At 63.2% G+C, this 23193-nt stretch carries 21 protein-coding genes, 2 pseudogenes and 1 riboswitch; of the genes and pseudogenes, 6 read left to right on the top strand and 17 right to left on the bottom strand.

Translation table 11 applies throughout. From position 1 onward, the window contains the following. Positions 1-39: 39 nt before the first annotated feature. Positions 40-1452: a metalloprotease TldD gene (gene tldD, locus O7A60_RS21500; protein WP_337107913.1), complete on the top strand. Its 1413-nt coding sequence runs from the start codon at positions 40-42 to the stop codon at positions 1450-1452. Positions 1453-2042: 590 nt separating this feature from the next. Continuing rightward, positions 2043-2486 (top strand): annotated as a pseudogene (locus tag O7A60_RS21495) (transglutaminase-like cysteine peptidase); the annotation flags it as partial. Between the two features lie 147 nt (positions 2487-2633). On the opposite strand, the gene O7A60_RS21490 reads toward O7A60_RS21495, so the two are convergent. The 3 genes from O7A60_RS21490 to O7A60_RS21480 all read right to left on the bottom strand — a co-directional run bounded on the left by O7A60_RS21490 (position 2634) and on the right by O7A60_RS21480 (position 7481). Then, complete coding sequence (locus tag O7A60_RS21490; RefSeq protein WP_337107912.1) at positions 2634-5321, bottom strand: caspase family protein; 2688 nt, start codon at positions 5319-5321, stop codon at positions 2634-2636. 157 nt (positions 5322-5478) lie between these two features. Next, on the bottom strand, positions 5479-6720 hold the full coding sequence (locus O7A60_RS21485; RefSeq protein ID WP_337107911.1) for a class I SAM-dependent RNA methyltransferase: 1242 nt from the start codon (positions 6718-6720) through the stop codon (positions 5479-5481). Then, positions 6717-7481, bottom strand: a complete 765-nt coding sequence (locus tag O7A60_RS21480; RefSeq protein ID WP_027142349.1) for a TlyA family RNA methyltransferase — start codon at positions 7479-7481, stop codon at positions 6717-6719. The genes O7A60_RS21485 and O7A60_RS21480 overlap by 4 nt, the downstream gene beginning before the upstream one ends. A 172-nt stretch (positions 7482-7653) precedes the next feature. Here O7A60_RS21480 and O7A60_RS21475 point away from each other — a divergent pair, with 172 nt between their 5' ends. After that, the gene (locus O7A60_RS21475; RefSeq protein WP_337107910.1) at positions 7654-8055 is read left to right on the top strand and encodes a GFA family protein; all 402 of its coding nucleotides are present in this window, start codon (positions 7654-7656) and stop codon (positions 8053-8055) included. Here the strand turns inward: O7A60_RS21475 and O7A60_RS21470 are convergent. From O7A60_RS21470 to O7A60_RS21445, 6 genes are all read right to left on the bottom strand, one after another. After that, positions 8052-8345: a hypothetical protein gene (locus tag O7A60_RS21470; protein ID WP_337107909.1), complete on the bottom strand. Its 294-nt coding sequence runs from the start codon at positions 8343-8345 to the stop codon at positions 8052-8054. The genes O7A60_RS21475 and O7A60_RS21470 overlap by 4 nt on opposite strands. Positions 8346-8493: 148 nt before the next feature. Next, complete coding sequence (dxs, locus tag O7A60_RS21465) at positions 8494-10431, bottom strand: 1-deoxy-D-xylulose-5-phosphate synthase (RefSeq protein ID WP_337107908.1); 1938 nt, start codon at positions 10429-10431, stop codon at positions 8494-8496. Between the two features lie 75 nt (positions 10432-10506). After that, complete coding sequence (locus O7A60_RS21460) at positions 10507-11427, bottom strand: pirin family protein (RefSeq protein ID WP_337107907.1); 921 nt, start codon at positions 11425-11427, stop codon at positions 10507-10509. Between the two features lie 40 nt (positions 11428-11467). Further along, positions 11468-11734: a DUF2277 domain-containing protein gene (locus O7A60_RS21455; protein ID WP_027035955.1), complete on the bottom strand. Its 267-nt coding sequence runs from the start codon at positions 11732-11734 to the stop codon at positions 11468-11470. Between the two features lie 92 nt (positions 11735-11826). Further along, the gene (locus O7A60_RS21450) at positions 11827-12078 is read right to left on the bottom strand and encodes an exodeoxyribonuclease VII small subunit (protein WP_015318808.1); all 252 of its coding nucleotides are present in this window, start codon (positions 12076-12078) and stop codon (positions 11827-11829) included. 3 nt (positions 12079-12081) lie between these two features. Continuing rightward, a complete protein-coding gene (locus O7A60_RS21445) occupies positions 12082-13008 on the bottom strand; it encodes a histone deacetylase family protein (protein WP_337107906.1) in 927 nt (308 codons plus the stop codon). A gap of 186 nt (positions 13009-13194) precedes the next feature. Then, a riboswitch (cobalamin riboswitch) is annotated at positions 13195-13370 on the top strand. A 99-nt stretch (positions 13371-13469) separates the two neighbouring features. Between O7A60_RS21445 and bluB the strand changes: the two are divergent. Further along, positions 13470-14129: pseudogene (gene bluB / locus O7A60_RS21440) on the top strand (5,6-dimethylbenzimidazole synthase); the annotation flags it as partial. Positions 14130-14215: 86 nt separating this feature from the next. On the opposite strand, the gene O7A60_RS21435 reads toward bluB, so the two are convergent. Together O7A60_RS21435 and O7A60_RS21430 are read right to left on the bottom strand one after the other, a co-directional pair. Beyond that, positions 14216-15199, bottom strand: a complete 984-nt coding sequence (locus O7A60_RS21435; RefSeq protein ID WP_337107905.1) for a hypothetical protein — start codon at positions 15197-15199, stop codon at positions 14216-14218. A gap of 86 nt (positions 15200-15285) precedes the next feature. Next, on the bottom strand, positions 15286-15894 hold the full coding sequence (locus O7A60_RS21430; RefSeq protein WP_140507820.1) for a TetR/AcrR family transcriptional regulator: 609 nt from the start codon (positions 15892-15894) through the stop codon (positions 15286-15288). Between the two features lie 119 nt (positions 15895-16013). Between O7A60_RS21430 and O7A60_RS21425 the strand changes: the two genes are divergently transcribed. Then, a complete protein-coding gene (locus tag O7A60_RS21425; protein ID WP_337107904.1) occupies positions 16014-17234 on the top strand; it encodes an MFS transporter in 1221 nt (406 codons plus the stop codon). Positions 17235-17253: 19 nt separating this feature from the next. Here O7A60_RS21425 and ribB read toward each other — a convergent pair whose 3' ends face one another. Beyond that, positions 17254-18354, bottom strand: coding sequence for a 3,4-dihydroxy-2-butanone-4-phosphate synthase (gene ribB / locus O7A60_RS21420; protein ID WP_027142339.1), 1101 nt, complete (start codon positions 18352-18354; stop codon positions 17254-17256). 108 nt (positions 18355-18462) lie between these two features. Further along, a complete protein-coding gene (gene aroC / locus O7A60_RS21415; protein WP_337107903.1) occupies positions 18463-19563 on the bottom strand; it encodes a chorismate synthase in 1101 nt (366 codons plus the stop codon). A gap of 183 nt (positions 19564-19746) precedes the next feature. On the opposite strand from aroC, the gene O7A60_RS21410 reads away from it, so the two are divergent. Further along, positions 19747-20010, top strand: a complete 264-nt coding sequence (locus O7A60_RS21410; protein ID WP_023783490.1) for a DUF1344 domain-containing protein — start codon at positions 19747-19749, stop codon at positions 20008-20010. Positions 20011-20133: 123 nt separating this feature from the next. On the opposite strand, the gene O7A60_RS21405 is transcribed toward O7A60_RS21410, so the two are convergent. From O7A60_RS21405 to O7A60_RS21390, 4 genes are all read right to left on the bottom strand, one after another. Continuing rightward, positions 20134-20721 carry a histidine phosphatase family protein gene (locus tag O7A60_RS21405; RefSeq protein WP_337107902.1) on the bottom strand — a complete coding sequence of 196 codons (588 nt, stop codon included), beginning with the start codon at positions 20719-20721 and terminating at the stop codon, positions 20134-20136. 52 nt (positions 20722-20773) lie between these two features. Then, positions 20774-21592, bottom strand: a complete 819-nt coding sequence (gene fabI / locus O7A60_RS21400; RefSeq protein ID WP_015318818.1) for an enoyl-ACP reductase FabI — start codon at positions 21590-21592, stop codon at positions 20774-20776. Positions 21593-21697: 105 nt separating this feature from the next. Continuing rightward, positions 21698-22630, bottom strand: coding sequence for a DnaJ C-terminal domain-containing protein (locus O7A60_RS21395; protein ID WP_027142336.1), 933 nt, complete (start codon positions 22628-22630; stop codon positions 21698-21700). A gap of 100 nt (positions 22631-22730) precedes the next feature. After that, entirely contained in the window at positions 22731-23192 is a 462-nt protein-coding gene (locus O7A60_RS21390; RefSeq protein WP_140507832.1) for an RT0821/Lpp0805 family surface protein, read from the bottom strand. Between the last annotated feature and the right edge of the window lies 1 nt (position 23193).

The raw sequence follows: 23193 nt of genomic DNA, 5'->3' as shown, positions 1-23193 counted from the left end.
ACATCGGGGAAAAGCAATCATCCCACGGACGGACGCGCCATGAACAGCCTGATCGGCCAATTCGACATTTCAGACGACCGCATCAAGCAGATCGTCGCCGACACCATCAAGGGGGCCGACGACGGCGAGCTTTTCCTCGAATACAGCGAAAGCGAAGCGCTGATGTTCGACAACGGCCGGCTCAAGACCGCCAATTTCAACACCGACCAGGGCTTTGGTCTGCGCGCGGTCGCGGGCGAAGCCAGCGGCTACGCCCATTCCAGCGATCTGTCCGAGGCATCGCTGCTACGCGCGGCCGAAGCCGTGTCGACCGTCAAGGGTGGCTATTCCGGTACGCTTGCCGCAGCCCCCGCCCGCACCAACCGCCATCTCTATGGCGACGAGAACCCGATCCCCTCGCCTTCATTCGAGGCCAAGGGGAAGCTGCTCCAGGAAATCGACGCCTGGCTGCGCGCCGAGGATCCACGCGTGCGCCAGGTGACGGCCTCGATCGCCGCATCCTGGCAGCATGTCGAGATCGTTCGTGCCGACGGCCAGGTGGTGCGCGATATCAGGCCGCTGGTCCGCGTCAACGTCTCGGTCGTCGTCGGCGATGGCGACCGCCAGGAGAGCGGCTCCTATGGCATGGGCGGCCGCAAGGCGTTCGGCGACTTCCTCGTCGAGGATAGCTGGAAGCACGCCGCCAGGGAGGCGCTCCGGCAGGCGCTGGTCAATTTGGAGGCGATCCCGGCACCGGCCGGCACTTTCGACATCGTGCTGTCCAGCGGCTGGCCGGGCGTGATGCTTCACGAAGCCGTCGGGCACGGACTGGAAGGCGACTTCAACCGCAAGAAGACCTCGGCCTTCGCCGGCCTGATGGGCCAGCAGGTCGCCGCCAAGGGCGTCACCGTCGTTGACGACGGCACCATCCCCGAACGGCGCGGGTCGCTCACCGTCGACGATGAAGGCACACCTTCGGCCCGCAACGTTTTGATCGAGGACGGCAAGCTGGTCGGCTACATGCAGGATCGGCAGAACGCGCGGCTGATGGGCATGAAAGCCACCGGCAATGGCCGGCGCGAAGGCTATGCGCACCAGCCGATGCCGCGCATGACCAACACCTACATGACCTCAGGCGACATGGGGCCGGACGAGATCATCGCTTCCGTCAAGAACGGCATCTATGCCGTCTCCTTCGGCGGCGGTCAGGTCGACATCACGTCGGGCAAATTCGTGTTCGGCTGCACCGAGGCCTACATGATCGAGAACGGCAAGGTGACGCAGCCGATCAAGGGCGCCATGCTGATCGGCAACGGCCCTGACGCCATGCACCGCGTCACGATGGTCGGCAACGACATGAAGCTCGACAATGGCATCGGCATGTGCGGCAAGGCCGGCCAGGGCGTGCCCGTCGGCGTCGGCCAGCCGCATCTGAGGATGAACCAGATGACAGTCGGCGGCACGAGGGTTTGAGGCGTCGGGGCGTTCTGGAATCATTGCCTGCCAGCGATATTTTCCGGGCGTGCAGCCATCGTGTCCAAATCCGGGAGCGCGCCAGAGGACGTCCATCTGAAACCGATGCCGGCCTTCTCCGACGCGCGGCCGCAGGACGTATTTGGAATCCTGCAGCACGCCGGCAGGCCAAAAACATTGGAGGATATGGACCCGGGTGTACGTGCCGAAGCGCAGCAGGGCCATGCTCGCGATTGATGCCAACCTACGGCGCGGCAACCTCTGCCTTATGCGAAACACAATCGTGTTAGGATATTATTAATTGTTCAATTGCCCGAACTGGCGTTTGCGCATTAGCTTGTCGCCAGTCTTCTCGTTGTGGTGGTGTTGGCAGTGCTGCGTTTTCCTCACGTCCTGACCTCTTCCTTCCTCTTTGGCGTCGTTTCGTTGGTTGAGTTGCGTCGCTCTGTGTCAGTCCGGCGGCGGCGCAGTCGACATGGTTCAAGCGAACATCGACGCAACCCGCGGCCGGTGCAAACTCAGTCGCGGTCGGGGGACGCACCAGCGTTCCGTATGGCTGGGTCGATTTCTGCCATCGTCGGCCGAAAGAGTGCAAGGTGCCGGCCCTGCCCGCCACGAGCGTCAGGCTGACAGCGCAGAACCTGAGCATCCTCAAACGGATAAACCAAAAGGCGAACCGCTCCATCAAGCCCGTCAGCAACTACGATCACTGGGGCACGACGATGGACCACTGGGACTATCCGGTGGACGGCAAGGGCGACTGCAAGATCTACGCGCTCTACAAGCGCAAGCTTCTTCGGGAGGCGGGATTTCCCCGGCAGGCGCTGCTGATGACGGTGGTGCGCGACCTGAACAATGAGGGTCACACCATCCTGACGGTGAAGACCGACAAGGGCGATCTCATCCTGGACAATATGGTCGACGAAATCCGCCCCTGGAATGCAACCGGCTATTATTTCTTGAAACGCCAATCGCAACAGAACCCGAACATCTGGGTTTCGCTCAACCAGCGAGGCGGCGCGCCAAAAACCTGACGGATGCCGCCAAGCTCGTAGTTTGAGCGGCCGGAAGCGAACCGCCTTTGACGGGCTGACGCGCCACAAACCAGCGCTACCCTCTCTCGCAAGGTCACGGGTGGGATGTGCGCCCGGCGACGGGAAGGTGACCCCGGCCGCGACAGCTTACTGGTTGTTGCAGGCCGGTTCGCCCTGCTGTCCGCAAGACGGCTTCTTCTTGACCTGCTGTGGCGGCTGCTCCTGCGGGAGACGCCGCTCTTGCATCTGCTGTCTCGGCTGCGCGCGGAATTCCGGCTTCGGCTCCGATCTCTGCGGCCGGAGCACCTGCTCGTTAGGCCTTTCCAGTCTCAACTGACGCTGCGCATTCTCGTTCGGCCTGATCTTGAGGTTGCGCTGGACGTTAACCTCCGGGCCGGCGGCGCCCTGTTCGCTGTTCTGCAGCCGGCGCAACGTCCTGCCCCTGTCGTTCCTGCTGGCGGAGCCCTGATTCTCGTCGGAGAACACGGCCGGATTGTTCCTCCTGAACCGTTTCTGCACGCCCGATCCGTTGTCGGTTGGCTCACCGTTGACGGTCGGCAGTCTGCGGAACTTCCTGCTCTTGTCGTTTCCGCTGGCCGGGCCTTGATCCTGGCTGGAGAACACCTCCGGATTGTTCTTCCTGAGCCGCTCCTGCACGCCAGGCCGATTTTCGGCCGGCGCACCGTTGACGGTCGGCACCTTGCGCAACTTCCTGCCCTTGTCCTTTCCACTGGCCAGGCCCTGATCGTTCGGTTCGACAGCGGACCGGCCGGCGGACAAGTCCCTGCGCGTCAGCTTTTTCGGTTTGCCGGTGTTCTGGTCGGAGAAGGCGTTCGGATTGTTTTTCCTGAACCTCTCCTCGGCACTCAGCCTGTTCTCGGCCGGAGCACCGTTGACGGTCGGCGGCTTGCGGAACTTCTTGCCCTTCTGCTGAGCCGTGCCCTGCTCTCCGGTAACAGCAGCACCGGCATTTCCGGTCGCCTCTTGGTTGCCGCCCACGATGCCTTGCTTGCCAAGCTGCTTCCTGGACTTATTGCTGGGCAAATTCTCACCGTTCAGCGCCGGCTTACCGTTGACGAGCGGCAGTTTTTTACCGTTGGCTCCTGGCAGGGCGTGGTCGGTTTCAAGCTTACCGGTCGACAAGTCCTTCGACAGCGGAGTCGCGGTACCAGGCTGCTGGCCCTGTATCACACGCTGGCCAGGCTTCGGCGGCAAGCTACCCTGTTGCTGACTGAACGGAGTCTGACCGGACATGGCCGCTCTCTTTTTCAGCAGCGGCGGCAGCGCGACCCTGGCCGCCAGTGCAGCCGAGCCGGCCCCAACCGAGCCTCCGGCCGTCTTCTGGCCTGAAGTGAGGCCACCCTGAGCATTGTGATTGATGGTCTCGTTTTTGATCGTCGTGTTGATGTTGTTGATGACGGTCGTGTTGTGGATGTTGTTGAAGATGATGTCGTTCGGCGGCGGCACGATGTGACGCGGCGGGTTGATGAACGCAGGTATCGGCACGAACACCGGCGTTGGCAGGACGAAGACGTCGACCGGCGGCGGCGGCGCCACCAGCACGACGAAATCCGGCGGCGGCGGCGGCAGGAAGATCACCGCGATCGGCGGTGGCGGTTCGAAGTCGAAATCGGGATCGTCGAAATAGAGCACCGGCCTGTCGACGTAGACGATTTCCTCCTCCGGCGGCGGCGGCAAATCATACTCATAGACGGTGAATTCCTCCGGCGGCTCCAGGGCCGCATCGAAATGTTCGAGCCGCCGGCGCGCGTCCCAGGCATGCGGACCATGCGGATAGCGCCGCAGATAAGACCAATAGGCTTCCGGCGTGTCCTGCAGCCAGGTCTCGCGCCACGTCATCGCCTCGCGGCGCGCGGCGACGATGGCGCGCACGCGCTTGGCCATCGGATCGTGTGGATAAGCGCCGAGGAAATCCTCGTAGCCGCGCATCGTGTCGCGGTCGAGAGCCGCGACATAGGCGTCATGAGCGTTGAAGTCGCGGATCGCCCTGGTCCGATTGGACCGGGATTCGGCCTCCGAAACCTTGGGCGCGGGGGCGTCCGCGGCACGGTCGAAGAAGACGAACGGCGTGGTGATTCTCGAGGCATTCCACGGCACTTCCGCACCTTGCGTCACCTCGTTGACGCGCAGTCGTGTGCGGTCGAACACGTCGTCAAGCGACAATCCACCCGCGCGTATCATCTCGGCCAGCGCCTGGGCATAGGCGCCGTAGGGGCCTTTGCCTTCGGGCGCGACCGTTCCGGGAGCGGCGTTGAAGGCAATCAGCATGTTCGGATCGGGATCGACCAACGCAAGGCCGCCGGCCAGCGGCTCTTTCCACTTCGGGAAGGGATTTGGCCGCGCCGCGTCGAGCACGACGATGTTGACCTTCGTCGGCAATCCGGCCAGCGACTTGGTGACATCGGAGAGCCGCATCGCCTGAAGCGGCACGTCGGCTGGACTGGCAATCTGGGCATCGATCGGCAAATAGTAATTCTCGCCTTCGAACTGCACGCCGTGGCCGGCGAGATAGACGAAGACAATCGCGTCGGGACCGGCGGCGGAGACCTTGCCGAGGAAATCACGCAATGCGCCACGCAGCGATTCCTGATCAACATCGCGCGCCCCGACCACATCGAACCCGGCCGCCTGCAAGGTCTGCGCGATCAGGCCCGCATCATTGGCGGCGGTGGCGAGCTCGCCGGACTGATACGCGCCGTTGCCGATGACGAACGCCAGGCGCTTTTCACCTTGGGCGAGGGCCCCCGTCGCGGAGCTGACCGCGAAAAAGATAAGAGCGACGACGAGGCCGATGAATTTCTGAAGCGTCTGCATGTCCGCTATCGCCATCGATTCATATTAGTAACGACGAATAGGCCGAAATGTTTCCCAAAGATGCGAAATTAGAAGCCCGCACAAAGGCGGCTTTAGGGCGCAATTTCGTCGAAAGAACAGAGGCTTCAGAAATTTCCTGCGAACCGGCGGTCGTGACCTACCGCCGCCGCTTCGGCTTCCCCAGCAACGCGACGGCCTCGACATGGGGCGACCACAGGAACTGGTCGATCGGCGTCACGCTTTTCAAGGTGTAGCCGCCGTCGATGAGGATGCGCAGGTCGCGAGCCAGCGTTACAGGGTTGCAGGACACCGCGGCAATGAATGGAACATCCGAGCGGGCGATCTGCTTCGACTGGTCCTCGGCACCGGCGCGCGGCGGATCGAAGACCAAGCCGTCGAAGGCGTTCAACTCCTTGAACGTCAGTGGCCGGCGAAACAGGTCGCGACGCTCGCCCGTCACCCGCTTGATGCCTGTCGCGAAGCGGGATCCCCGGTCGAGCGCCGAAAGTGCGGCCGCATCGCCTTCGACCGCGTGCACTTCCGACGTCGCGGCCAACCGCAAGGCGAAGCTGCCGCAACCGGCAAAAAGGTCGGCGACCCTTTTTGCACGCTTCAGATGTCCGCCGACGATCTCGGCCATGGTCTGTTCGGCTGCCTCGGTCGCCTGCAGGAAGGCGCCCGGCGGTAGCGCCACCGCGACGCTGCCGAACATGACGACCGGCTTCCTTGGCTCAATGACGATCTCGTCATCGATGGACAGTCTGGCAAAGCCCTGCGCAATGACAAAATTGGCGGCGATACGGCGCTGGTGTTCGCCGAACTTCCCGGACTCATGCACCGCGATGTCGAGGCCGGAACCCGTAACGGTGACCGCCATCCGGAATGATTTGGTGGTGGCGCATATCAATTCGGCCAGCGCCCTCAGCTGGCCGAGTGCCGCGACGATCTCGGGCAGTGAGATCGGGCATTCGGATATGGAGATGATCTCCGGCGACAGATGGCGATTGAAGCCGAGCAACATGCCTGTTTCGGTGCGCCGGGCGGCAAGCACCACACGGCGGCGCGCCTGCGGTGCGCAGGCGACCAACTCTCCGATTTCGCACTCGATGCCCTTGCCCTTCAATGCGTGCACCACCTTTTCACGCTTCCACTGTCGGTAGGCTTCGGCTTCCAGATGCTGGAGGGCACAACCGCCGCATTCGGTGAAGTGGCGGCAGGCGGGTTCGATGCGCAGCGGCGAGGCCTCCAGCACCGCCATCAGCGCCGCACGATCCCTTTCGCGCGCGGCGGTGACGGTCTCGCCCGGCAGCGTGAAGGGAATGAACAGATCGCCGCTTTCGGTTTCGGCGATACCGTCGCCCTGCGATCCGAGCTTTCGTATTGTGAAGCGTGCGCTCATCGGTCCTTGACCCCACCGAGCAGGAATTCGCGATTGCCGTCCCCACCTTCGATCGGCGACAGATGCAGGCCGAGCGAACGCCAGCCGGGAACGGCATCCAGCCAATCCTGCAGCAGGCCCGCGACCCGGGCGGCATCGAAAGGATCCTTCAACAGACCCCCTTTGCCGATCGCCTCGCGGCCCGCCTCGAATTGCGGTTTGACCAGAAAGACCGCGCCGGCACCGGACTTGGCAAGAGCAAGTGCCGGCGGCAGCGCAAGTTTCAGCGAGATGAAACTGACGTCGGAAACGATGAAATCCGGACTGCGACCGGCAAGATCGGCGGCCGTGAGATCGCGTGCGTTCAAGCCTTCGATCACGGTTACGCGCGGATCAGCGCCGACATCAGGATGCATCTGGCCGTGCCCGACATCGATTGCCGTGACATGGGAGGCGCCGCGTTCGAGCAACACTTGGGTGAACCCGCCTGTCGAGGCGCCGATGTCGAGGGCTTCGCGGCCAGCGGGGTCGAGGCCGAAATGGTCCAGTCCGCCGATAAGTTTGAGCGCCGCGCGCGAGACATAGCCTTGCGCCGGATCATCGATGACAACAAGGCATTGCGGCGAAACGTTCTGACCGGGCTTGCGGGCAATGGCGCCGTCAACCGTCACCGTGCCGCGCTCGACCGCGTCGCGGGCACGCGAGCGGCTGGCGAACAGCCCGCGCTGGACGAGCAGGTCGTCGAGCCGCTGGCGTGTGCTGGCTGGCAGAGGCGAATTCATCGGCCTTCTCTGACGAAAGCCTGCGGTGAAGGCAAGAACATTACACCGAACAAGGTGACGTCTTGCGAGAGCGGCTGGTGCAGCGAGCCAAGCCGCGGCTTGCGCGCATCGCATCGGGTCCGGCAGAATATCAGTCGAGGAGGACCCCTGTTGTCGCAAACACGGAGGACGAATGCTGACGGGAACCTGCCACTGTGGCGCGGCCCACTGGACCCTGGAAGGCGATCCCGGCCCGGTGACGGCCTGCAACTGCACGCTTTGCCGCCGCTATGGCGCGCTCTGGGCCTATGATTATGTCAACGAACGCATTCGCGTTTCAGGGCGGACGGCCAGCTATACGCGCGCCGGCAAGGACGCACCGTCACTTGAAATCCTGTTCTGCCCGATATGCGCCTGCGTGCTGGCATGGCGCGGCTTGTGCGCCAGCGATTCTGGCCGAATACGGATCGCAGTCAATGTGCGGCTGGCACCACCCGAAGCCGTCGCCGACTTGCCGATCGACCATTTCGATGGCCTCGACACTTACGGCAATCTGCCCCGCGATGGCCGCTGTGTGCGCGACATGTGGTTTTAAAAGATGGTCCGTAAAACCTGGCGCTCGACAGCGGGAGACAGACCATCGTCCCGGTTCCCCGACGCCTGTTCACCTGGATGTTCGGTCACAACACCGGACGGAGGTGCGGGGTCCGGCAGCACCACAAGCTGCGGCACCTGCTTGTAGGAAAAGCCGCCGCGAATATCGCCAATCTTGCCGGCGACAATGCCTAGCGCCGCCTTTTCGAGATTGCGGTCGTAGGGTGTTTCGGCCGCAGCCGGCAAGACCATCACGGCCAAGAAGGCCGCGCCGCACAGAAGCGTCTTCATTGTTGTTGTCTCCCTGCCTGACGCCGGTCTAGCAGGGTGCCGTTGAAAAACGGCCAAGGGACACAGTAAGTGAAACGCCAAACGGCAGCGTTAACAACGCGTTACAAAATAAAGCCGGCAAACTGATCCAAGCTGTTCAGGTTTTGATTCAGGCGCGCTGGGCGCGGACCGTATGGCCGAGGGCCGTGAAAACAGTGCGCACGATCCCGGCGGCGTCGAGGCCGGCGTCGGCATACATCTTCTCCGGCTTGGCGTGGTCGGTGAAGGCGTCCGGCAGTACCAGCGGGCGTACCTTCAGGCCATTTTCCAGCAGTCCTTCATGGGCAAGGAACTGCAGTACATGGCTGGCGAAGCCTCCAATAGCGCCCTCCTCCACCGTCACCAGCACCTCATGCGAGCGGGCCAGCCGGCGGATCAAATCCTGGTCGAGCGGCTTGGCGAAGCGGGCGTCGGCAACGGTGGTGGAAAGCCCGGCCGCGCCGAGTTCCTCGCCGGCGATGAGGCAATCCTGCAAGCGCGTGCCGAAGGACAGCAGGGCAACCTTGCTGCCTTCCCGGACGATGCGGCCTTTGCCGATCTCGAGAACCGAGCCGCGCTCGGGCATGTCGACGCCGACCCCGTTGCCGCGCGGATAGCGGAAGGCGATCGGCCCATCGTCATAGCTGGCGGCGGTGCGCACCATGTGGCGCAACTCCGCTTCGTCGGCGGCAGCCATCACGACAAAGCCGGGCAGGCTTGCCAGGAAGGTGGTGTCGAACGCGCCGCAATGGGTGGCGCCATCGGCGCCGACAAAGCCGGCGCGATCGATGGGGAAACGCACCGGTAGTTTCTGGATCGCGACGTCATGGACGACCTGATCGTAGGCGCGCTGCAGGAACGTCGAATAGATCGCCGCGAACGGCTTGTAGCCTTCCGTCGCCAGGCCGGCGGCGAAGGTCACCGCATGCTGCTCGGCGATGCCGACATCGAAGGTCCTCGACGGGAACACCTCGCCGAACAGATCGAGGCCGGTGCCGCTCGGCATGGCGGCGGTGACGGCGACGATGCGATCGTCCTCGCGGCCCTCCTGGATCAGGCTTTCGGCGAACACCTTGGTGTAGGCCGGCGCGTTGGCTGGCGCCTTGGCCTGCGCGCCGGTGATGACGTCGAATTTATTGACGCCATGGTATTTGTCGGCGGCCGCTTCCGCCGGCGCATAACCCTTGCCCTTCTGGGTGACGACATGGATCAGCACCGGACCCTTGCCGTTGTCGCGGACATTTTTCAGGACCGGGATCAGATGCTCCAGATTGTGACCGTCGATCGGGCCGATGTGATAGAAGCCGAGTTCCTCGAACAAAGTGCCGCCGGTGACGTAGCCGCGCGCATGTTCGACCGCGCGGGTGATGGCTCGATCGGCCCGCTTGCCGAGATAGGAGGTCAGTTTCTTGCCAAAGTCGCGCAAGCCGATATAGGCCTTGCCGGAAGCCAGGCGCGCCAGATAGGCGCTCATGGCGCCGGTCGGCGGCGCAATCGACATGTCGTTGTCGTTGAGGATGACGATGAGGCGGGCATCGAGCGCGCCCGCATTGTTCATCGCCTCATAGGCCATGCCGGCCGACATTGCGCCGTCGCCGATGACTGAAATGACATTGTTGCGGCCGCCTGAAAGGTCGCGGGCGGCGGCCATGCCGAGACCAGCCGATATGGACGTCGAGGAGTGGGCGGCGCCGAACGGGTCATACTCGCTCTCGGCTCGGCGGGTGAAGCCCGACAAACCCCCTTCCTGGCGCAGGGTGCGGATGCGGTCCCGGCGTCCGGTCAGGATCTTGTGCGGATAGGCCTGGTGGCCGACATCCCAGATCAGCCGGTCATCGGGTGTGTTGAAGACATAATGCAGCGCCACCGTCAGTTCGACCACGCCAAGGCCGGCACCAAGGTGGCCGCCGGTGTGGGAGACAGCATCGACCAGTTCGGCGCGCAGCTCGGACGCCAGTTGCGGCAATTCGCTCTCGGCCAGCGTGCGCAGGTCGGCCGGGACGCGAACCTTGTCGAGAAGCGGCGTATGCGGCGTTGCGTTCACGTTGGGACCAGACTCTCTTTTCATCGGCGGGATAGGCCGCCGGCCGGCGAAAGTAAATGCGTGTCGGTGACGCGGACGGTCAGCCCCTCACCGCTCCGCTCAGCCTTCCGGCAGCGGAATGAACTCTTTCTCATCGCCAGGAACGATATCGAAGCGGCCGGTCTTCCATTCCTGCTTGGCCTGCTCGATGCGCTCCTTCGACGAAGAGACGAAATTCCACCAGATGTAGCGCTTCGAACCGAGCGAGGCGCCGCCGAACAGCATGAAATGCGCACCGGTTTGCGACGATATGACGATCTCGTCGCCGGGCCGGAACACCAGCAGCCGTTCGGCCGGAAAGACGTCGCCCGAAATCGAGACTTCGCCCTCCAGCGTGTAGATGGCGCGCTCTTCCGCATCGGCCGGGATTTTGACGCTGGCACCGGGCCCCAGCCGCAAATCGGCGTAGAGCGTGTCGGAATCTGCCCGCACCGGGGACCGCAACCCTTGGAAGTCACCGATGACGACGCGGCCGCTGACGCCTTCGGCATCGATCTCTGGAAGCCGCAGCGCCCCTGTGTTCTCGAACACCGGTGCAACCTCTTCCTTGCCGTCCGGCAGAGCCAGCCAGGTCTGCAGGCCGGAGATCGACATCGGCGCGCCGCGCAATTCCTGCGGCGTGCGCTCGGAGTGGACGATGCCACGGCCCGCGGTCATCAGGTTCACGTCGCCGGGTTCGATCACCATTTCGGTGCCGAGCGAATCGCGGTGCCTGATCTTACCATCGAACAGATAGGTCACTGTCGACAGGCCGATATGCGGGTGCGGACGGACATCGAGCGCCTGGCCGGCGCGCATGATCGCGGGGCCCATGCGATCGAAGAAAATGAACGGCCCGACCAGCCTTCTCTTGGCGGTCGGCAAGGCGCGGCGCACCTCGAAGCCGCCAATATCCTTGGCGTTGGGGATGACCATCAGTTCGATCTGGTCGCTGGCGAAGGCATCGCCGGCCTCAGGGTCTTTCCCCGGGAAGAAGCTCATGAACTCTCCTGGTCAGCGCTCGGTGGCCGCTTTGGACATGTCAGGCGAACCGGATCGCCGCCTTTGCTCTCAGTTTGGCTGCCACCTCTTCGCGATTGCGCGGATGCTGGTGGGTTTCGAGGGAATCAAGCAATTCGCGTGCGGATGCCGCGATGGCTTCGACCGCATGATCGAACGCATGCTGGTTCTGTTTCGACGGTCGCGTCGTTCCGCTGAGCTTGCGGACAAACTGGAGTGCCGCGTCGCGGACTTCGTCATTGGTTGCCGGCGGATCAAAATTGAACAGGGTCTTGATGTTTCTGCACATCGCTTCCGTATCTCCTCTTATCCGTTTCAATCGGGACGAGTTGTATCCTCAATCATGATCGTGTCCAAAAGTCGGTAAGCCTGCTCCGGACCTCAGTCCGCGTCGAGCGGCTCGGTTCCAACCGGCTTGCCGTCGCGCGACAGCCTGATCTTCTCGACCTTGTCCTCGGCGGCCTTCAGCAACCGGTCGCAATGCACCTTCAGCGCCTCGCCGCGCTCGTAGATCCGGATCGACTGGTCGAGCGGCACGTCGCCACGCTCCAGATCATCGACGATCTTCTCCAGCGCGTCGAGTGCCTGCTCGAAGCTCATCGCCTTGACGTCTTCGTTGATCTCACCAGTCATCATTCATCCTTTCATCAGTCGCCCGACATGGGCGGCGACCGAAAATGCCAATCCGTGCAGATCGTAGCCGCCCTCGAGCACGCTGACGAGCCGGTTGCCGCTATGGCGCGCGGCGCGCTGCATCAGCTGGCCGGTCGCCCAGTCGAAATCGTCCTCGGTCAGATTGATTTCCGCCAGCGGGTCGCGATGGTGGGCGTCGAAGCCGGCCGAAACGATGATCAAATCGGGCGCGAAATTGTCGAGTGCCGGCAGCACGCGCGACAGGAAAGCATCGCGAAACACCTCGCTGCCGGTCTGCGGCGCCAGCGGCGCGTTGACGATGTTGCCGGCGCCGGTCTCGTTCTTCGCGCCGGTGCCGGGATAGAGCGGCATCTGGTGCGTCGAGCAATAGAGCACCGAGGGATCGTCCCAGAAAATATCCTGCGTGCCGTTGCCGTGGTGCACGTCCCAATCGACGACGGCGACACGCTCCGCGCCATGCTTCTTCTGCGCATAGCGGGCAGCGATAGCCGCAGTGTTGAAGAAGCAGAAGCCCATGGCCGTGTTCTTTTCAGCATGATGGCCAGGCGGCCGGGCGGCGACGAAGACATTGTCGGCGCGGCCCGCAAAGACGTCGTCGACGGCGGCATTGGCGGCGCCGATCGCCGTGATCACCGCCTGCCAGCTCTTCGGGCTGGCAGTGGTGTCGGCGTCAATGCGGGCGAGGCCTTCATCGGGAATGGCAGCGCGCACGCGCGCGACGAAATCGGCGGGATGCGCGTAGAGGATGGTGGCCTCGTCGCCTTGCGGTGCCTCGACGCGGTCAAGCGCGGCAAAAGCTTCGTCGTCGAGCACGCGCTCGATGGCGCGCAAGCGGTCGGGCCGCTCGGGGTGACCTGGCGGGGTGATGTGTTCGAGGAAGATCGGGTGCGTGTAGAGACGAGTGGCCATGTCCCCCTATCTAGTGCCCCGGCGCCGTGATGGCCATGCGTTGCGGCTTGATCGCTGGGGAAAATCACGGCTGCGTCCATTCATGTCGCTGCGGGCATTGGCGTCGCCGGCGCTTCGGCGTAAGGTCGCCGCCACTGCCTGGTGCCCGCCGGTCTGTTTGTTTTAGCCGCATTCTGCGACGCCAAGTGATTCCACTTGGCTACAAGTGCTCTGGCGGGAGAATCGGGAACACGGTTTGATACCGTGGCGTGCCCAACGCTGTGAGGGGGACCGCGCCGGTAAGTGCCACTGTCAATGACGGGAAGGCACCGGACGCGGGTTGATCCCGAGCCAGAAGACCGGCCTGGCAGGCATCGTCATCCGCATGGTCAGGCGGATGATATCAGAGCGACGCGCGTCCTCCTGGACGCACAAAGTACGCTCTGAGAATTTGAACTGCTGCAATCGCAAGGGGACAAGCGATGCCGGAAGCTATGACCGCTCCAATGGGCGATGGATTTGATCAGATAGCGCGTGACGCGGTTTACCGCGCCATGTTCACGCGGCGCGACGTCCGCAGCCATTTTACATCGGAAACGATCGACGACGAGGTGCTGGCGCGGCTTTTGCTCGCCGCCCATCACGCGCCGTCAGTCGGCTTCATGCAGCCTTGGAATTTCATCGTCATCCGCGATGCCGCGCGACGGGCGGAGGTGCGCGATCTGTTCTTGGCGGCGCGCGAACAGGAACTGCCGGCAATCGAGGCGGACCGGCGGGCGCTTTACCGCAAGCTCAAGCTCGAAGGCATCTGCGAAAGCGCATTGAACATCTGCATCACCTGCGACCGCGAGCGCTCGAAAGCCTCGCCGCTGGGACGCTGGCACAATCCGGAAATGGATCTTTACAGCACGGTCTGCGCGGTGCAGAATTTTTGGCTGGCGGCACGCGCCGAGGGAGTCGGCGTCGGCTGGGTCAGCATCATCGAGGCGCAAGCGCTGAAGAGCCTGCTGTCCATCCCCGATCACGTGACGCCGATCGCCTATCTCTGCGTCGGCCGTGTCTCGGAGTTCGCGCCAAAACCGGATCTCGAAACGCATGGCTGGGGCCGACGGCTGCCGTTGCCCGACCTGATCATGAGCGAGACTTTTTGTGGGCAAGGCGAAGCGCCGCTCAAATCGACAGTGGCCCGCTTCAGCACTGTCGCCGGTGGGCCCGCCAGCCCAACCGATCAGCGTGTCGCGCCGGCCGTGCCCCAGCGCGAACCGTCGAAGGTGGAGAGCGCCTTGCGCTTGAGTTCCCGGAACTTCGACGAGGCATCGGCCAGCCTGGCGTCCCAGGCGGCATCGGGCACCTGACCCTCGATGGTCTTGAAATAGACCTGCATCAGGCAGGCGATGGCGAACGGCTCGATGAACGCCGCCTTAAAGGCCCAGGCAAAGACGATGGCCAGAACGAAGGCCCAACCGGCGAGCTGTCCTGGCATGACGTAAAGAATGGCGGCTGCCGGGGCCAGCATCAGCAGGAAGATGACGAAGGAGACCCCCCACATGATCACGGCCAGCCAGACGGCGTTCTTGACCATGATCTTGCCGTTCTGGGCGTAGAGCACGACGCCTTGCCGCGCGGTCTCGAAGGGTGAGGACGAATTGATGCGGATGTTGTAGCCGAGAATGATCTCGTCGACATAGGTCAGCGACAGGCGGATCACCGTGTTGAGGAACGAGACCAGGCCGCTCAGGCCCGGAATGGGCAGGAAAGCCGCAATGCCGCTCAGCAGGCCGGTGATGGCGCGGATGGCGCCCTTGACCAGCTGGTCGACGACGAAAAGGATGTTCGCTTCGGCAAAGCGCTCGGTCACAACCTCTTTCGCGTAGGCGATCTGGTTCTGGCCGTCGGGTACGTCATGGCCGTCGATCAGATGCACCATGACGGCGATATGGCCTGCCTTGACGACGTAGAGGATGTATTCGCGGATCCAGTAGACAGCGATCGAGACGAGGCCGAAACCAACTACGCCGCCCCACATGGCAAAGGACAACGGCCCGTCGGGATCGGTGGAGATATGGCCGACGCCATAGCCGACCGAGGCGCCCGTGCCGGTGGCCATGATATAGGCCAGCGTGATGCCGAAATAGACGATCATACGAAAGACGATGAAAGGCCAGGTCCGCATCATGATGGACACCGACCTGCCGATATCGAAATCCCACATGCCCCGAATCCCCCAGAGGTGGCGTGGAGGATGCGCCCAAACCGTTTATTGTCAATTGCAGGCGGTGGCGGGAGCGCCACGGTGGCTCAGTTTGGCCGGGCTTCCGGCTTTTCGAGCAGGCCTTCGAGCAATTGCTTGAACGCTGCCACCACCTTCCTCGACGTCGCTTCGGGATCGTTCGAATTGGCGATCCGCTGCGCGGCCTGACTGCTCGCCCCGTTGATCAGCCGCGCCGCGGTCTCGGGATCGAGGCCCGGCACGACCACCCCCTCCTCTTGCAGCGCGGTCAGATGATCGGTCATTGAACCGACGCAGGCATTGGCATTCGACCACTGTGCCGGATCGCCCAGCACGGCCGGACCGTCCCGGAACATGATGCGCTGGATTTCCGGCTCCAGCGCCATTTCGATGTAGGTCGTGCATTCGTCGACGAAATGCTGCCAGCGGGTCGGCGCCCTCGACGCGACCTCATTCACCCGGGCGGCCATTTCCGCATCGATTTGCGCGATAACCGCCTGCAGCAGTCCCTTCTTATCGCCGAAGTGATGATAGAGGGCGCCGCGCGTCAGTCCGGCCGATGCGGTGAAATCGTCCATAGACGCTTCGGCATAACCGATGGTGCCAAAGGCTTGGCGCGCCGCGGCGATCAGCTTGGCACGCGTCTCGGCGATCATCTCCTTGCGGGGTCGGTGCATGCTCTGGCCTTATCTACATACGCTCCGTATGCCAATTGACATACGCGACGTATGGTTTATTTAACACTTATACGTCTCGTATGTAATTGTCGAATCGCCCCTTGTCGAGGAACAGGATCATGCAAAACCCCTACTCGGAAATCTTTCGCGCTCCTGGCGCCAGGGGCTTTGCCGCCGCCGGCTTCATGGCGCGCCTGCCGATCGCCATGGCGCCGATCGGCATCGTGGCGATGCTGTCGCAGACGCGTGGCGAATACTGGCTGGCGGGTGCGGTTTCGGCGACATTCGCCTTGGCCAATGCTTTCCTGGCGCCGCAAATATCGAGGTTGGTCGACCGCCTCGGCCAGACGCGGGTTGTCGTCCCCACCACCATCATCTCCGTGCTCGCATTCGCGGCCCTGATCGCATCGGCCAATCAGGACTGGCCGGTATGGACGCTATTCGTGTCGGCATTGCTGGCCGCGGCGATGCCAAGCATGCCGGCCATGGTACGCGCGCGCTGGACCGAGATTTTCCGGGGCCGGCCCGAGATGAACACCGCCTTCGCCTTCGAGTCGGCGGCCGACGAACTGGTCTACATCGCCGGCGCATCGCTGTCGGTTGGTCTCAGCGCCGCGCTGTTCCCGGAAGCGGGCGTGCTCGTCAGCACGCTGTTCCTAGCCCTGGGCTCGACAGCCTTCATCCTGCAGCGTTCGACCGAACCGCAGGTGCGACCGGTGGACCATGGCTCAACCGGTTCGGCTATCCGCCTGGGGCCGGTTCAAAACATCACCTTCGCAATGATCTTCATCGGCGCGACTTTCGCGACGACGGAGGTGAGCACGGTGGCGATCACCAAGGAACTCGGCCAGCCAGGCGCCGCAAGTCTCGTCATCGGCGTCTATGCGCTGGGCTCCTTCGTGCTCGGCATCATCATCGGCGCGCTCAACCTGAAAGCACCGCTGCAGCGCCAGCTCGCCATCGCGGTCGCGTTGGTCGCGCTCGGCACACTGCTGCCGCTTACCGCCAGCACCGTGCCCGTGCTCGCGCTGACTGTCTTCATCAGCGGCGTGGCGATCTCGCCGACCTTCATCACCGCCTTCGGCCTGATCGAACGGCATGTGCCTGAGACGATGCTGACCGAAGGCATCACCTGGGTGACCACCGGCATTGGCATCGGCATGGCGCTCGGTTCGTTCGCCGCCGGCGCGGTGGTGGATGCGTTCGGCGCCCAGAACGGGTTCTGGGTTTCGGTGGCATCGGGCGTTATCGCACTGGTCACGGTGCTGCTCGGCCAGCGCAGCCTCGCCACCCACGAATGCGAGTTGGAAGGATGCGAGGCGGCAATCCCGGCCGAGTGACAGCCAGGATTTCTTGAGCTCAGATAATCTCGGTCTTGGCGATGTGGATGCCAAACCCTTCGAGACCGACATAATGGCGTTCGCGCGAGGCGATCAGGTTGATGGAGGAAATGCCGAGATCCTTCAGGATCTGCGCACCAAGGCCGATCTCGCGCCATTCGCTCTCGCGCCGGCGCGCCTCTTCATGGTCCTCGCGATCGCCCGGCGCCGGGCGGTTGCGCTCCTGGTGGGCGACGCCGACCGAGCCCTCGCGCAGATAGACGATGACACCGCGCTTGCGTTCGCCCATCGCCTTCATGATGCCGTCGAGGCGGTGGCTGGTGCCGAACACGTCGGTTACGACATCCTCCGAATGCAGTCGCACCGGCACGTCCTCGCCATCGCGGATATCGCCGAAGACGATGGCGACGTGATGCATCGTGTCCCAGGGCAGCGTGTAGGTGAAGACCTGCGCCTTGCCACCCAGCGTCTCGATGTCGGAGCAGGCGACGCGCTCGACCAGCGTTTCCTTGCGCTGCCGGTAAGCGATGAGGTCGGCGACCGATACCTGCTTGAGACCGTGCTCCTCGGCGAAGGCCGCGACCTGCGGGCCGCGCTTGACGGTGCCGTCATCATTGACCAGTTCCGAGATCACGCCGATCGGCGGCAGGCCGGCGAGCTTGCAGAGGTCGACCGCGGCCTCGGTGTGACCCGAGCGCATCAACACGCCGCCTTCGCGCGCGATGAGCGGAAAGATGTGGCCAGGGCGGACGAAATCGGAGGCGCCGACATTGCCGTTGGCAAGATTGCGAACGGTCAGCGTGCGGTCGTCGGCTGAAATGCCTGTCGTGGTGCCATGCTTGAAGTCGACGCTGACGGTGAAGGCGGTCGTGTGGGCCGAATCATTGTCGGCCACCATCGGCGCGAGGTTCAGCCGCTTGGCCTCCTCGCGCGGCATCGGCGTACAGACGATGCCCGACGTGTTGCGCACGATGAAGGCCATCTTCTCCGGCGTGCAGTGGACGGCGGCGACAATCAGGTCGCCCTCGTTCTCACGCCCGTCATCGTCCATGACGACGACGATCTCGCCGCGTTCGAAGGCTCGAATTGCTTCGACGATTTTCTTCTGGTCGTAAGGCATAAAGCGCTCGTTTCACTCGCAGGGAGTAGGGGAATAGGGTAGTGCGGGAGTAGGGAAAAGGAAAATTTGGCCGTTTCGGCGTGGCAGCCAAGCTTAGTCACCTATTCCCTATCCCCTTCCTGTCTGTCCTCGGTGCCGCAGATAGTGGTCGGCGATGGCGCAGGCAACCATGGCCTCGCCGATCGGCACGGCGCGGATGCCGACGCAAGGGTCGTGGCGACCCTTGGTCATCACCTCCACGTCGTTGCCGTCCTTGTCGATCGATTTGCGCGGCGTCAGGATCGACGACGTCGGCTTCACGGCAAAGCGCGCGACGATCGCCTGGCCGGTGGAGATGCCGCCGAGTATGCCGCCGGCATTGTTGGACAGGAACACCGGCTTGCCGTCATTGCCCATACGCATCTCGTCGGCGTTCTGCTCACCGGTGATGCGGGCGGCCTCGAAGCCGTTGCCGATCTCGACGCCCTTGACGGCGTTGATCGACATCAGGCCGGAGGCAATGTCCTGGTCGAGCTTGGCGTAGATTGGCGCGCCGAGGCCAGGAGGCACACCGTCAGCGACGATCTCGATCACCGCGCCGACCGAGGAGCCGGCCTTGCGGATGCTGTCGAGATACTGCGTGAAAACAGAAACGGAAGCGGGATCGGGGGTGAAGAACGGATTTTCCGCGTCGCCGATGAAATTCCAGTTCCAGTTGGCGCGGTCGATCGACTTTTCGCCCATCGACACCAGCGCGCCGCGCACCACCATGCCCGGCACCACCTTGCGGGCGAGCGCGCCGGCGGCGACCCTGGCCGCGGTCTCGCGCGCGGAAGAGCGGCCGCCACCGCGATAGTCCCGTATGCCGTATTTGACGTCGTAGGTGTAGTCGGCATGGCCCGGCCGGAACTGGCGGGCGATCTCACCATAGTCCTTCGACCGCTGATCGACATTCTCGATCAGCATCGACACCGGCGTGCCGGTGGTGATCATCGTCGCGCCGTCCTCGTCGAGGACGAAGCCCGAGAGGATCTTCACTTCGTCCGGCTCGCGGCGTTGGGTGACGAAGCGCGACTGGCCGGGTCGGCGCTTGTCGAGTTCGGCCTGGATTTCATCGCGCGTGAAACGGATACCCGGCGGACAGCCATCGACCACGCAGCCGAGCGCCGCGCCATGGCTCTCGCCCCAGGTGGTGACGCGGAAAAGATGGCCAAACGTGTTGTGAGACATGGAAAGTGCCCTGCCCGGCATCGAAACCGGCTGAAGCCAGCCTTCTATTGGCGTTTTCCACAGTGGTCAAACTGTGATCTGGCGGATTTAGTTTTGACACATTCGGTTGGTTTCTGCTCTGCTCCATTCGCCGTTGAGGATCCGCCGCCACCCAGGCCGGCGCAATGACCAAAGAGGACGATGATGCGTACCCTGATTGGCGCTGTTGCCGCCACGCTGCTGCTTTCCACCGCCGCCTTTGCCGGCCAGACCGAAGGCCTGATCAAGAAGGTCGACAAGGACGCGTTGACGCTGACGCTTGATGACGGCAAATCCTACAAGCTGAACGCCGAGACCGATCTCGACGCGCTGAAGCCAGGCATGGACATCGTCATCGCTTACGATGTGACCGATGGCGAAAACGTCGTCACCGACATGCAGTTGCCGGGAGACAGCGACACGAACTAAAGCGCGTCGCGTCGAAATGGATTCATGCGACACGCTTTAGGTCTTGTTTTGTGCATGTCGTCTTCCCCAAAACCGAGGTCACTTTGGGCGACATGCATTAGGAATTGGCCTTTACCAGGCGTCCTAAAGCCACTCCAGGCTGTTGCCTTCAAGTTTGAGCACGCGATCGTGCGGTATCTCCAGGTTCGCGGCCTCGTCCTCGGGCCTATCAAGCACGAAGCGAAACAGGGCGCGCATGACACCGCCATGCGTGACACAGATCGTCTTGCGGTCGATCTCGTCGAACCATGGCTTCACCCGCTCAAGCAGCATCTGGTAACTCTCGGCACCTTCGCCCGGCGGCTGAAAATTCCATTTGTCGCGAGCACGCGTCCTGCTTGCCCCGGGAGACCGCGTATCGAGCTCGGCAAAGGTAAAACCCTGCCAATCGCCGAAATTGACTTCAATGAGCCTGATATCGGTTCGATAGGCGAGCGGATCGAGCTTCATGGCGGCGCGGATGCGCTCCATCGTCTCGCACGTCCGCCTCATTGGGCTGGCGACGAAGTCGAACTCGTTGGGATCGCCGATGAGTTCGGCCAGCCGATGGCCGTTTCTGGTCGCCTGCTCGCGGCCGAGGGCATTGAGATCGGTGTCGGCCTGGCCCTGAAGCCGGAACTCGGCGTTCCACGCGGTCTGGCCGTGGCGCACGATATAAACCAGCGGGTACATCAGCTCTTCCGAAGATCGGGCCAGGGCCTGGACGGAGGATAGGCGGAGAGAACTAATCCTTGACCGTCGAAATATCCGGCGCGTCGACCGCCTTCATGCCGACGACGTGATAGCCGGAATCGACATGGTGCACCTCGCCGGTGACGCCACGCGACAGGTCGGACAGGAAATAGACGCCGGAATCGCCGACTTCTTCCTGCGTGACTGTCTGCTTCAGCGGCGAATTGTATTCGTTCCACTTCAGGATGTAGCGGAAATCGCCGATGCCGGAGGCGGCAAGCGTCTTGATCGGCCCGGCGGAAATCGCGTTGACGCGGATCTTCTTGGCGCCGAGATCAACCGCGAGGTAACGCACGCTGGCCTCGAGCGCCGCCTTGGCGACGCCCATGACGTTATAGTGCGGCATCACCTTCTCGGCGCCGTAATAGGTCAGCGTCAGCAGCGAACCGCCCTCGGTCATCAGCGCTTCGGCGCGCTTGGCGATGGTGGTGAAGGAATAGACCGAAATGTCCATGGTGCGCAGGAAATTGTCGCGCGTCGTCTCGACATAGCGGCCGGTCAGCTCGTCCTTGTCGGAAAAAGCGATGGCGTGGACGAGGAAGTCGAGCTTGCCCCAATGCTTGGCGACATTGGCGAAAACCTCGTCCAAGCTCGCAGGATCGGTGACGTCGCAATGGCCGGCGACAAAGGCGCCCAGTTCCGCCGCCAGCGGCTCGACGCGCTTCTTGAAGGCTTCGCCCTGATAGGTCAGTGCGATCTCGGCGCCATGATCGACGCAGGCTTTGGCAATGCCATAGGCGATCGACCTGTTATTGGCGACGCCAAGAATAAGGCCGCGCTTGCCGGCCATTAGGCCCTGTCCACCCGCCATGTCAGCGCTCTCCGCAAGGTTTCTGCTTTGTGGAGTGCCTATCGCACAGGCACACAGCCCCTTCAAGCGTTCAAACCGGACAGTTCGGGGGACAAAAGCTCTTGATCAGCCTTTTTGGCCCCGCAACAGCGATTCCAGCGCGCTGTCACCGCCTTCCGGCAGCATGATGCGCACATGGGCGTAGAGGTCGCCATGGCCGCCGGCTTTCTCGGGCAAGCCCCTGCCCTTGAGCCGCAGGACCTTGTCGGAACTCGACCAGGCGGGAACGTTGACAGCGAGCCTGCCGGTCGGCGTCTCGACCGGCACCTTGGCGCCCAGCACCGCATCGGCCAGCGAAACCGGCAGATCGGCGTGCAGGTCGCGACCCTCGATGCGGTAGCGCGGATGGCGGCGAATGTGGATCTTGACCAGTGCGTCGCCGGGCTGGCCCGGTCCCTGCTCGCCCTGGCCTTTCAACCGGATGGTCTGGCCATCCTCGACATAGGCCGGCAGCTTGACCGCCACCTTGCGGCCGTCCGGGAACATCGCCGTCACCTTTTCGGCGTTCGCAGCTTCCTCGATGGTGACGTCGAGCGTGACGTTCAGGTCAGCTGATGTCGCCGGCTGGCGGCGGTCGCCTGCGCCTGGCCCGCGCGCGCCTGAAAAGGCATCGCCGAAAATCTGGCTGAAGATGTCGCTGTTGCCGTCGAACGGATCGCCACCGGGGCGGCCCGAGCGGAACTCGAATCGCGAGCCGCCGGCGCCCTGTTGCTGGCGGCGAAACCCGGCAAAGGGGTCGCCGCCACCGGCCGCACCTTCAAAACCCTGGAAACGCGGCTTGCCGTCGGCGTCGATTTCGCCACGATCGAAAGCGGCACGGTTCTTCTCGTCGCCGATGACCTCATAGGCCTGATTGGCCGCGGCAAAACGGTCCTTCGCCTTCGGATCATTCGGATTCTGGTCCGGATGATGCTTCTTGGCGAGTTTCCGGTACGCCGATTTTATGTCCTTGGCCGATGCGTTCTTTGCAACGCCCAGCACCTCATAGGGGTCGCGCATGCTTCCTGCCCTGGAAAAGGAGTGAGTCCATACTTGCCCCCTATATGCGCTCGCATAGGAAGAAATTCCAGTAGCGGTGCGTCATATCAAGGACGGAAAATCAGAGTGCCTTGAAGCCCTGCATGCGCCAGCCGCCGGCGCTGGCAAGACAGAGTTCGCCCTCGAACATGGCAACGCCGTCAAAGCTCTCGCGCGAAGCCCTGAAGCGGCGGCACGTCTGGCCGCTGTCCTTCAATTCCGCCAGTTCCGTGATGGAGCCGCGCGAGCCGGTGCCGGCATTCGCCCAAGGCACGGCCTGGCCACTGAGTTGCTCGATGTCGGCGGAGGATACCGCATTGCCGATCGTCGTCTGGTCGGAGTCGCGATCCGAATCGGCCGGCTTGGCCGAAGCCGACGTGCTGCTGGTCAGGATCGAGCGGTCGACTTCGGCTTTGTCCAGGCTGAAGCCGCCCGCACCGCAGCCAGCAAGCGGCAGGGCGATTGCCACGATCGCCGCTTTCGCGCTGGCTGAAGCGATAACGCCCCATTGCCTGCTGTCAAAAGCTTGCGCGATACGCGACAAT

The sequence above is a fragment of the Mesorhizobium salmacidum (SeqCode) genome (assembly GCF_037179605.1).
Classification (GTDB): domain Bacteria; phylum Pseudomonadota; class Alphaproteobacteria; order Rhizobiales; family Rhizobiaceae; genus Mesorhizobium; species Mesorhizobium salmacidum.
This window is presented reverse-complemented; position numbering and strand designations above follow the sequence as displayed.

What these genes read in the sequence shown, in the direction of transcription:
- O7A60_RS21470 (WP_337107909.1), bottom strand. Translation starts at nt 8,345, where the DNA reads ATGAAGACGCTTCTGTGCGGCGCGGCCTTCTTGGCCGTGATGGTCTTG.
- O7A60_RS21480 (WP_027142349.1), bottom strand. Translation starts at nt 7,481, where the DNA reads ATGAATTCGCCTCTGCCAGCCAGCACACGCCAGCGGCTCGACGACCTG.
- dxs (WP_337107908.1), bottom strand. Translation starts at nt 10,431, where the DNA reads ATGAAAAGAGAGTCTGGTCCCAACGTGAACGCAACGCCGCATACGCCG.
- O7A60_RS21455 (WP_027035955.1), bottom strand. Translation starts at nt 11,734, where the DNA reads ATGTGCAGAAACATCAAGACCCTGTTCAATTTTGATCCGCCGGCAACC.
- O7A60_RS21490 (WP_337107912.1), bottom strand. Translation starts at nt 5,321, where the DNA reads ATGCAGACGCTTCAGAAATTCATCGGCCTCGTCGTCGCTCTTATCTTT.
- O7A60_RS21475 (WP_337107910.1), top strand. Translation starts at nt 7,654, where the DNA reads ATGCTGACGGGAACCTGCCACTGTGGCGCGGCCCACTGGACCCTGGAA.
- O7A60_RS21430 (WP_140507820.1), bottom strand. Translation starts at nt 15,894, where the DNA reads ATGCACCGACCCCGCAAGGAGATGATCGCCGAGACGCGTGCCAAGCTG.
- ribB (WP_027142339.1), bottom strand. Translation starts at nt 18,354, where the DNA reads ATGCCTTACGACCAGAAGAAAATCGTCGAAGCAATTCGAGCCTTCGAA.
- tldD (WP_337107913.1), top strand. Translation starts at nt 40, where the DNA reads ATGAACAGCCTGATCGGCCAATTCGACATTTCAGACGACCGCATCAAG.
- O7A60_RS21435 (WP_337107905.1), bottom strand. Translation starts at nt 15,199, where the DNA reads ATGTGGGATTTCGATATCGGCAGGTCGGTGTCCATCATGATGCGGACC.
- O7A60_RS21460 (WP_337107907.1), bottom strand. Translation starts at nt 11,427, where the DNA reads ATGAGCTTCTTCCCGGGGAAAGACCCTGAGGCCGGCGATGCCTTCGCC.
- O7A60_RS21450 (WP_015318808.1), bottom strand. Translation starts at nt 12,078, where the DNA reads ATGACTGGTGAGATCAACGAAGACGTCAAGGCGATGAGCTTCGAGCAG.
- O7A60_RS21445 (WP_337107906.1), bottom strand. Translation starts at nt 13,008, where the DNA reads ATGGCCACTCGTCTCTACACGCACCCGATCTTCCTCGAACACATCACC.
- O7A60_RS21405 (WP_337107902.1), bottom strand. Translation starts at nt 20,721, where the DNA reads ATGTACCCGCTGGTTTATATCGTGCGCCACGGCCAGACCGCGTGGAAC.
- aroC (WP_337107903.1), bottom strand. Translation starts at nt 19,563, where the DNA reads ATGTCTCACAACACGTTTGGCCATCTTTTCCGCGTCACCACCTGGGGC.
- O7A60_RS21425 (WP_337107904.1), top strand. Translation starts at nt 16,014, where the DNA reads ATGCAAAACCCCTACTCGGAAATCTTTCGCGCTCCTGGCGCCAGGGGC.
- O7A60_RS21395 (WP_027142336.1), bottom strand. Translation starts at nt 22,630, where the DNA reads ATGCGCGACCCCTATGAGGTGCTGGGCGTTGCAAAGAACGCATCGGCC.
- fabI (WP_015318818.1), bottom strand. Translation starts at nt 21,592, where the DNA reads ATGGCGGGTGGACAGGGCCTAATGGCCGGCAAGCGCGGCCTTATTCTT.
- O7A60_RS21485 (WP_337107911.1), bottom strand. Translation starts at nt 6,720, where the DNA reads ATGAGCGCACGCTTCACAATACGAAAGCTCGGATCGCAGGGCGACGGT.
- O7A60_RS21410 (WP_023783490.1), top strand. Translation starts at nt 19,747, where the DNA reads ATGCGTACCCTGATTGGCGCTGTTGCCGCCACGCTGCTGCTTTCCACC.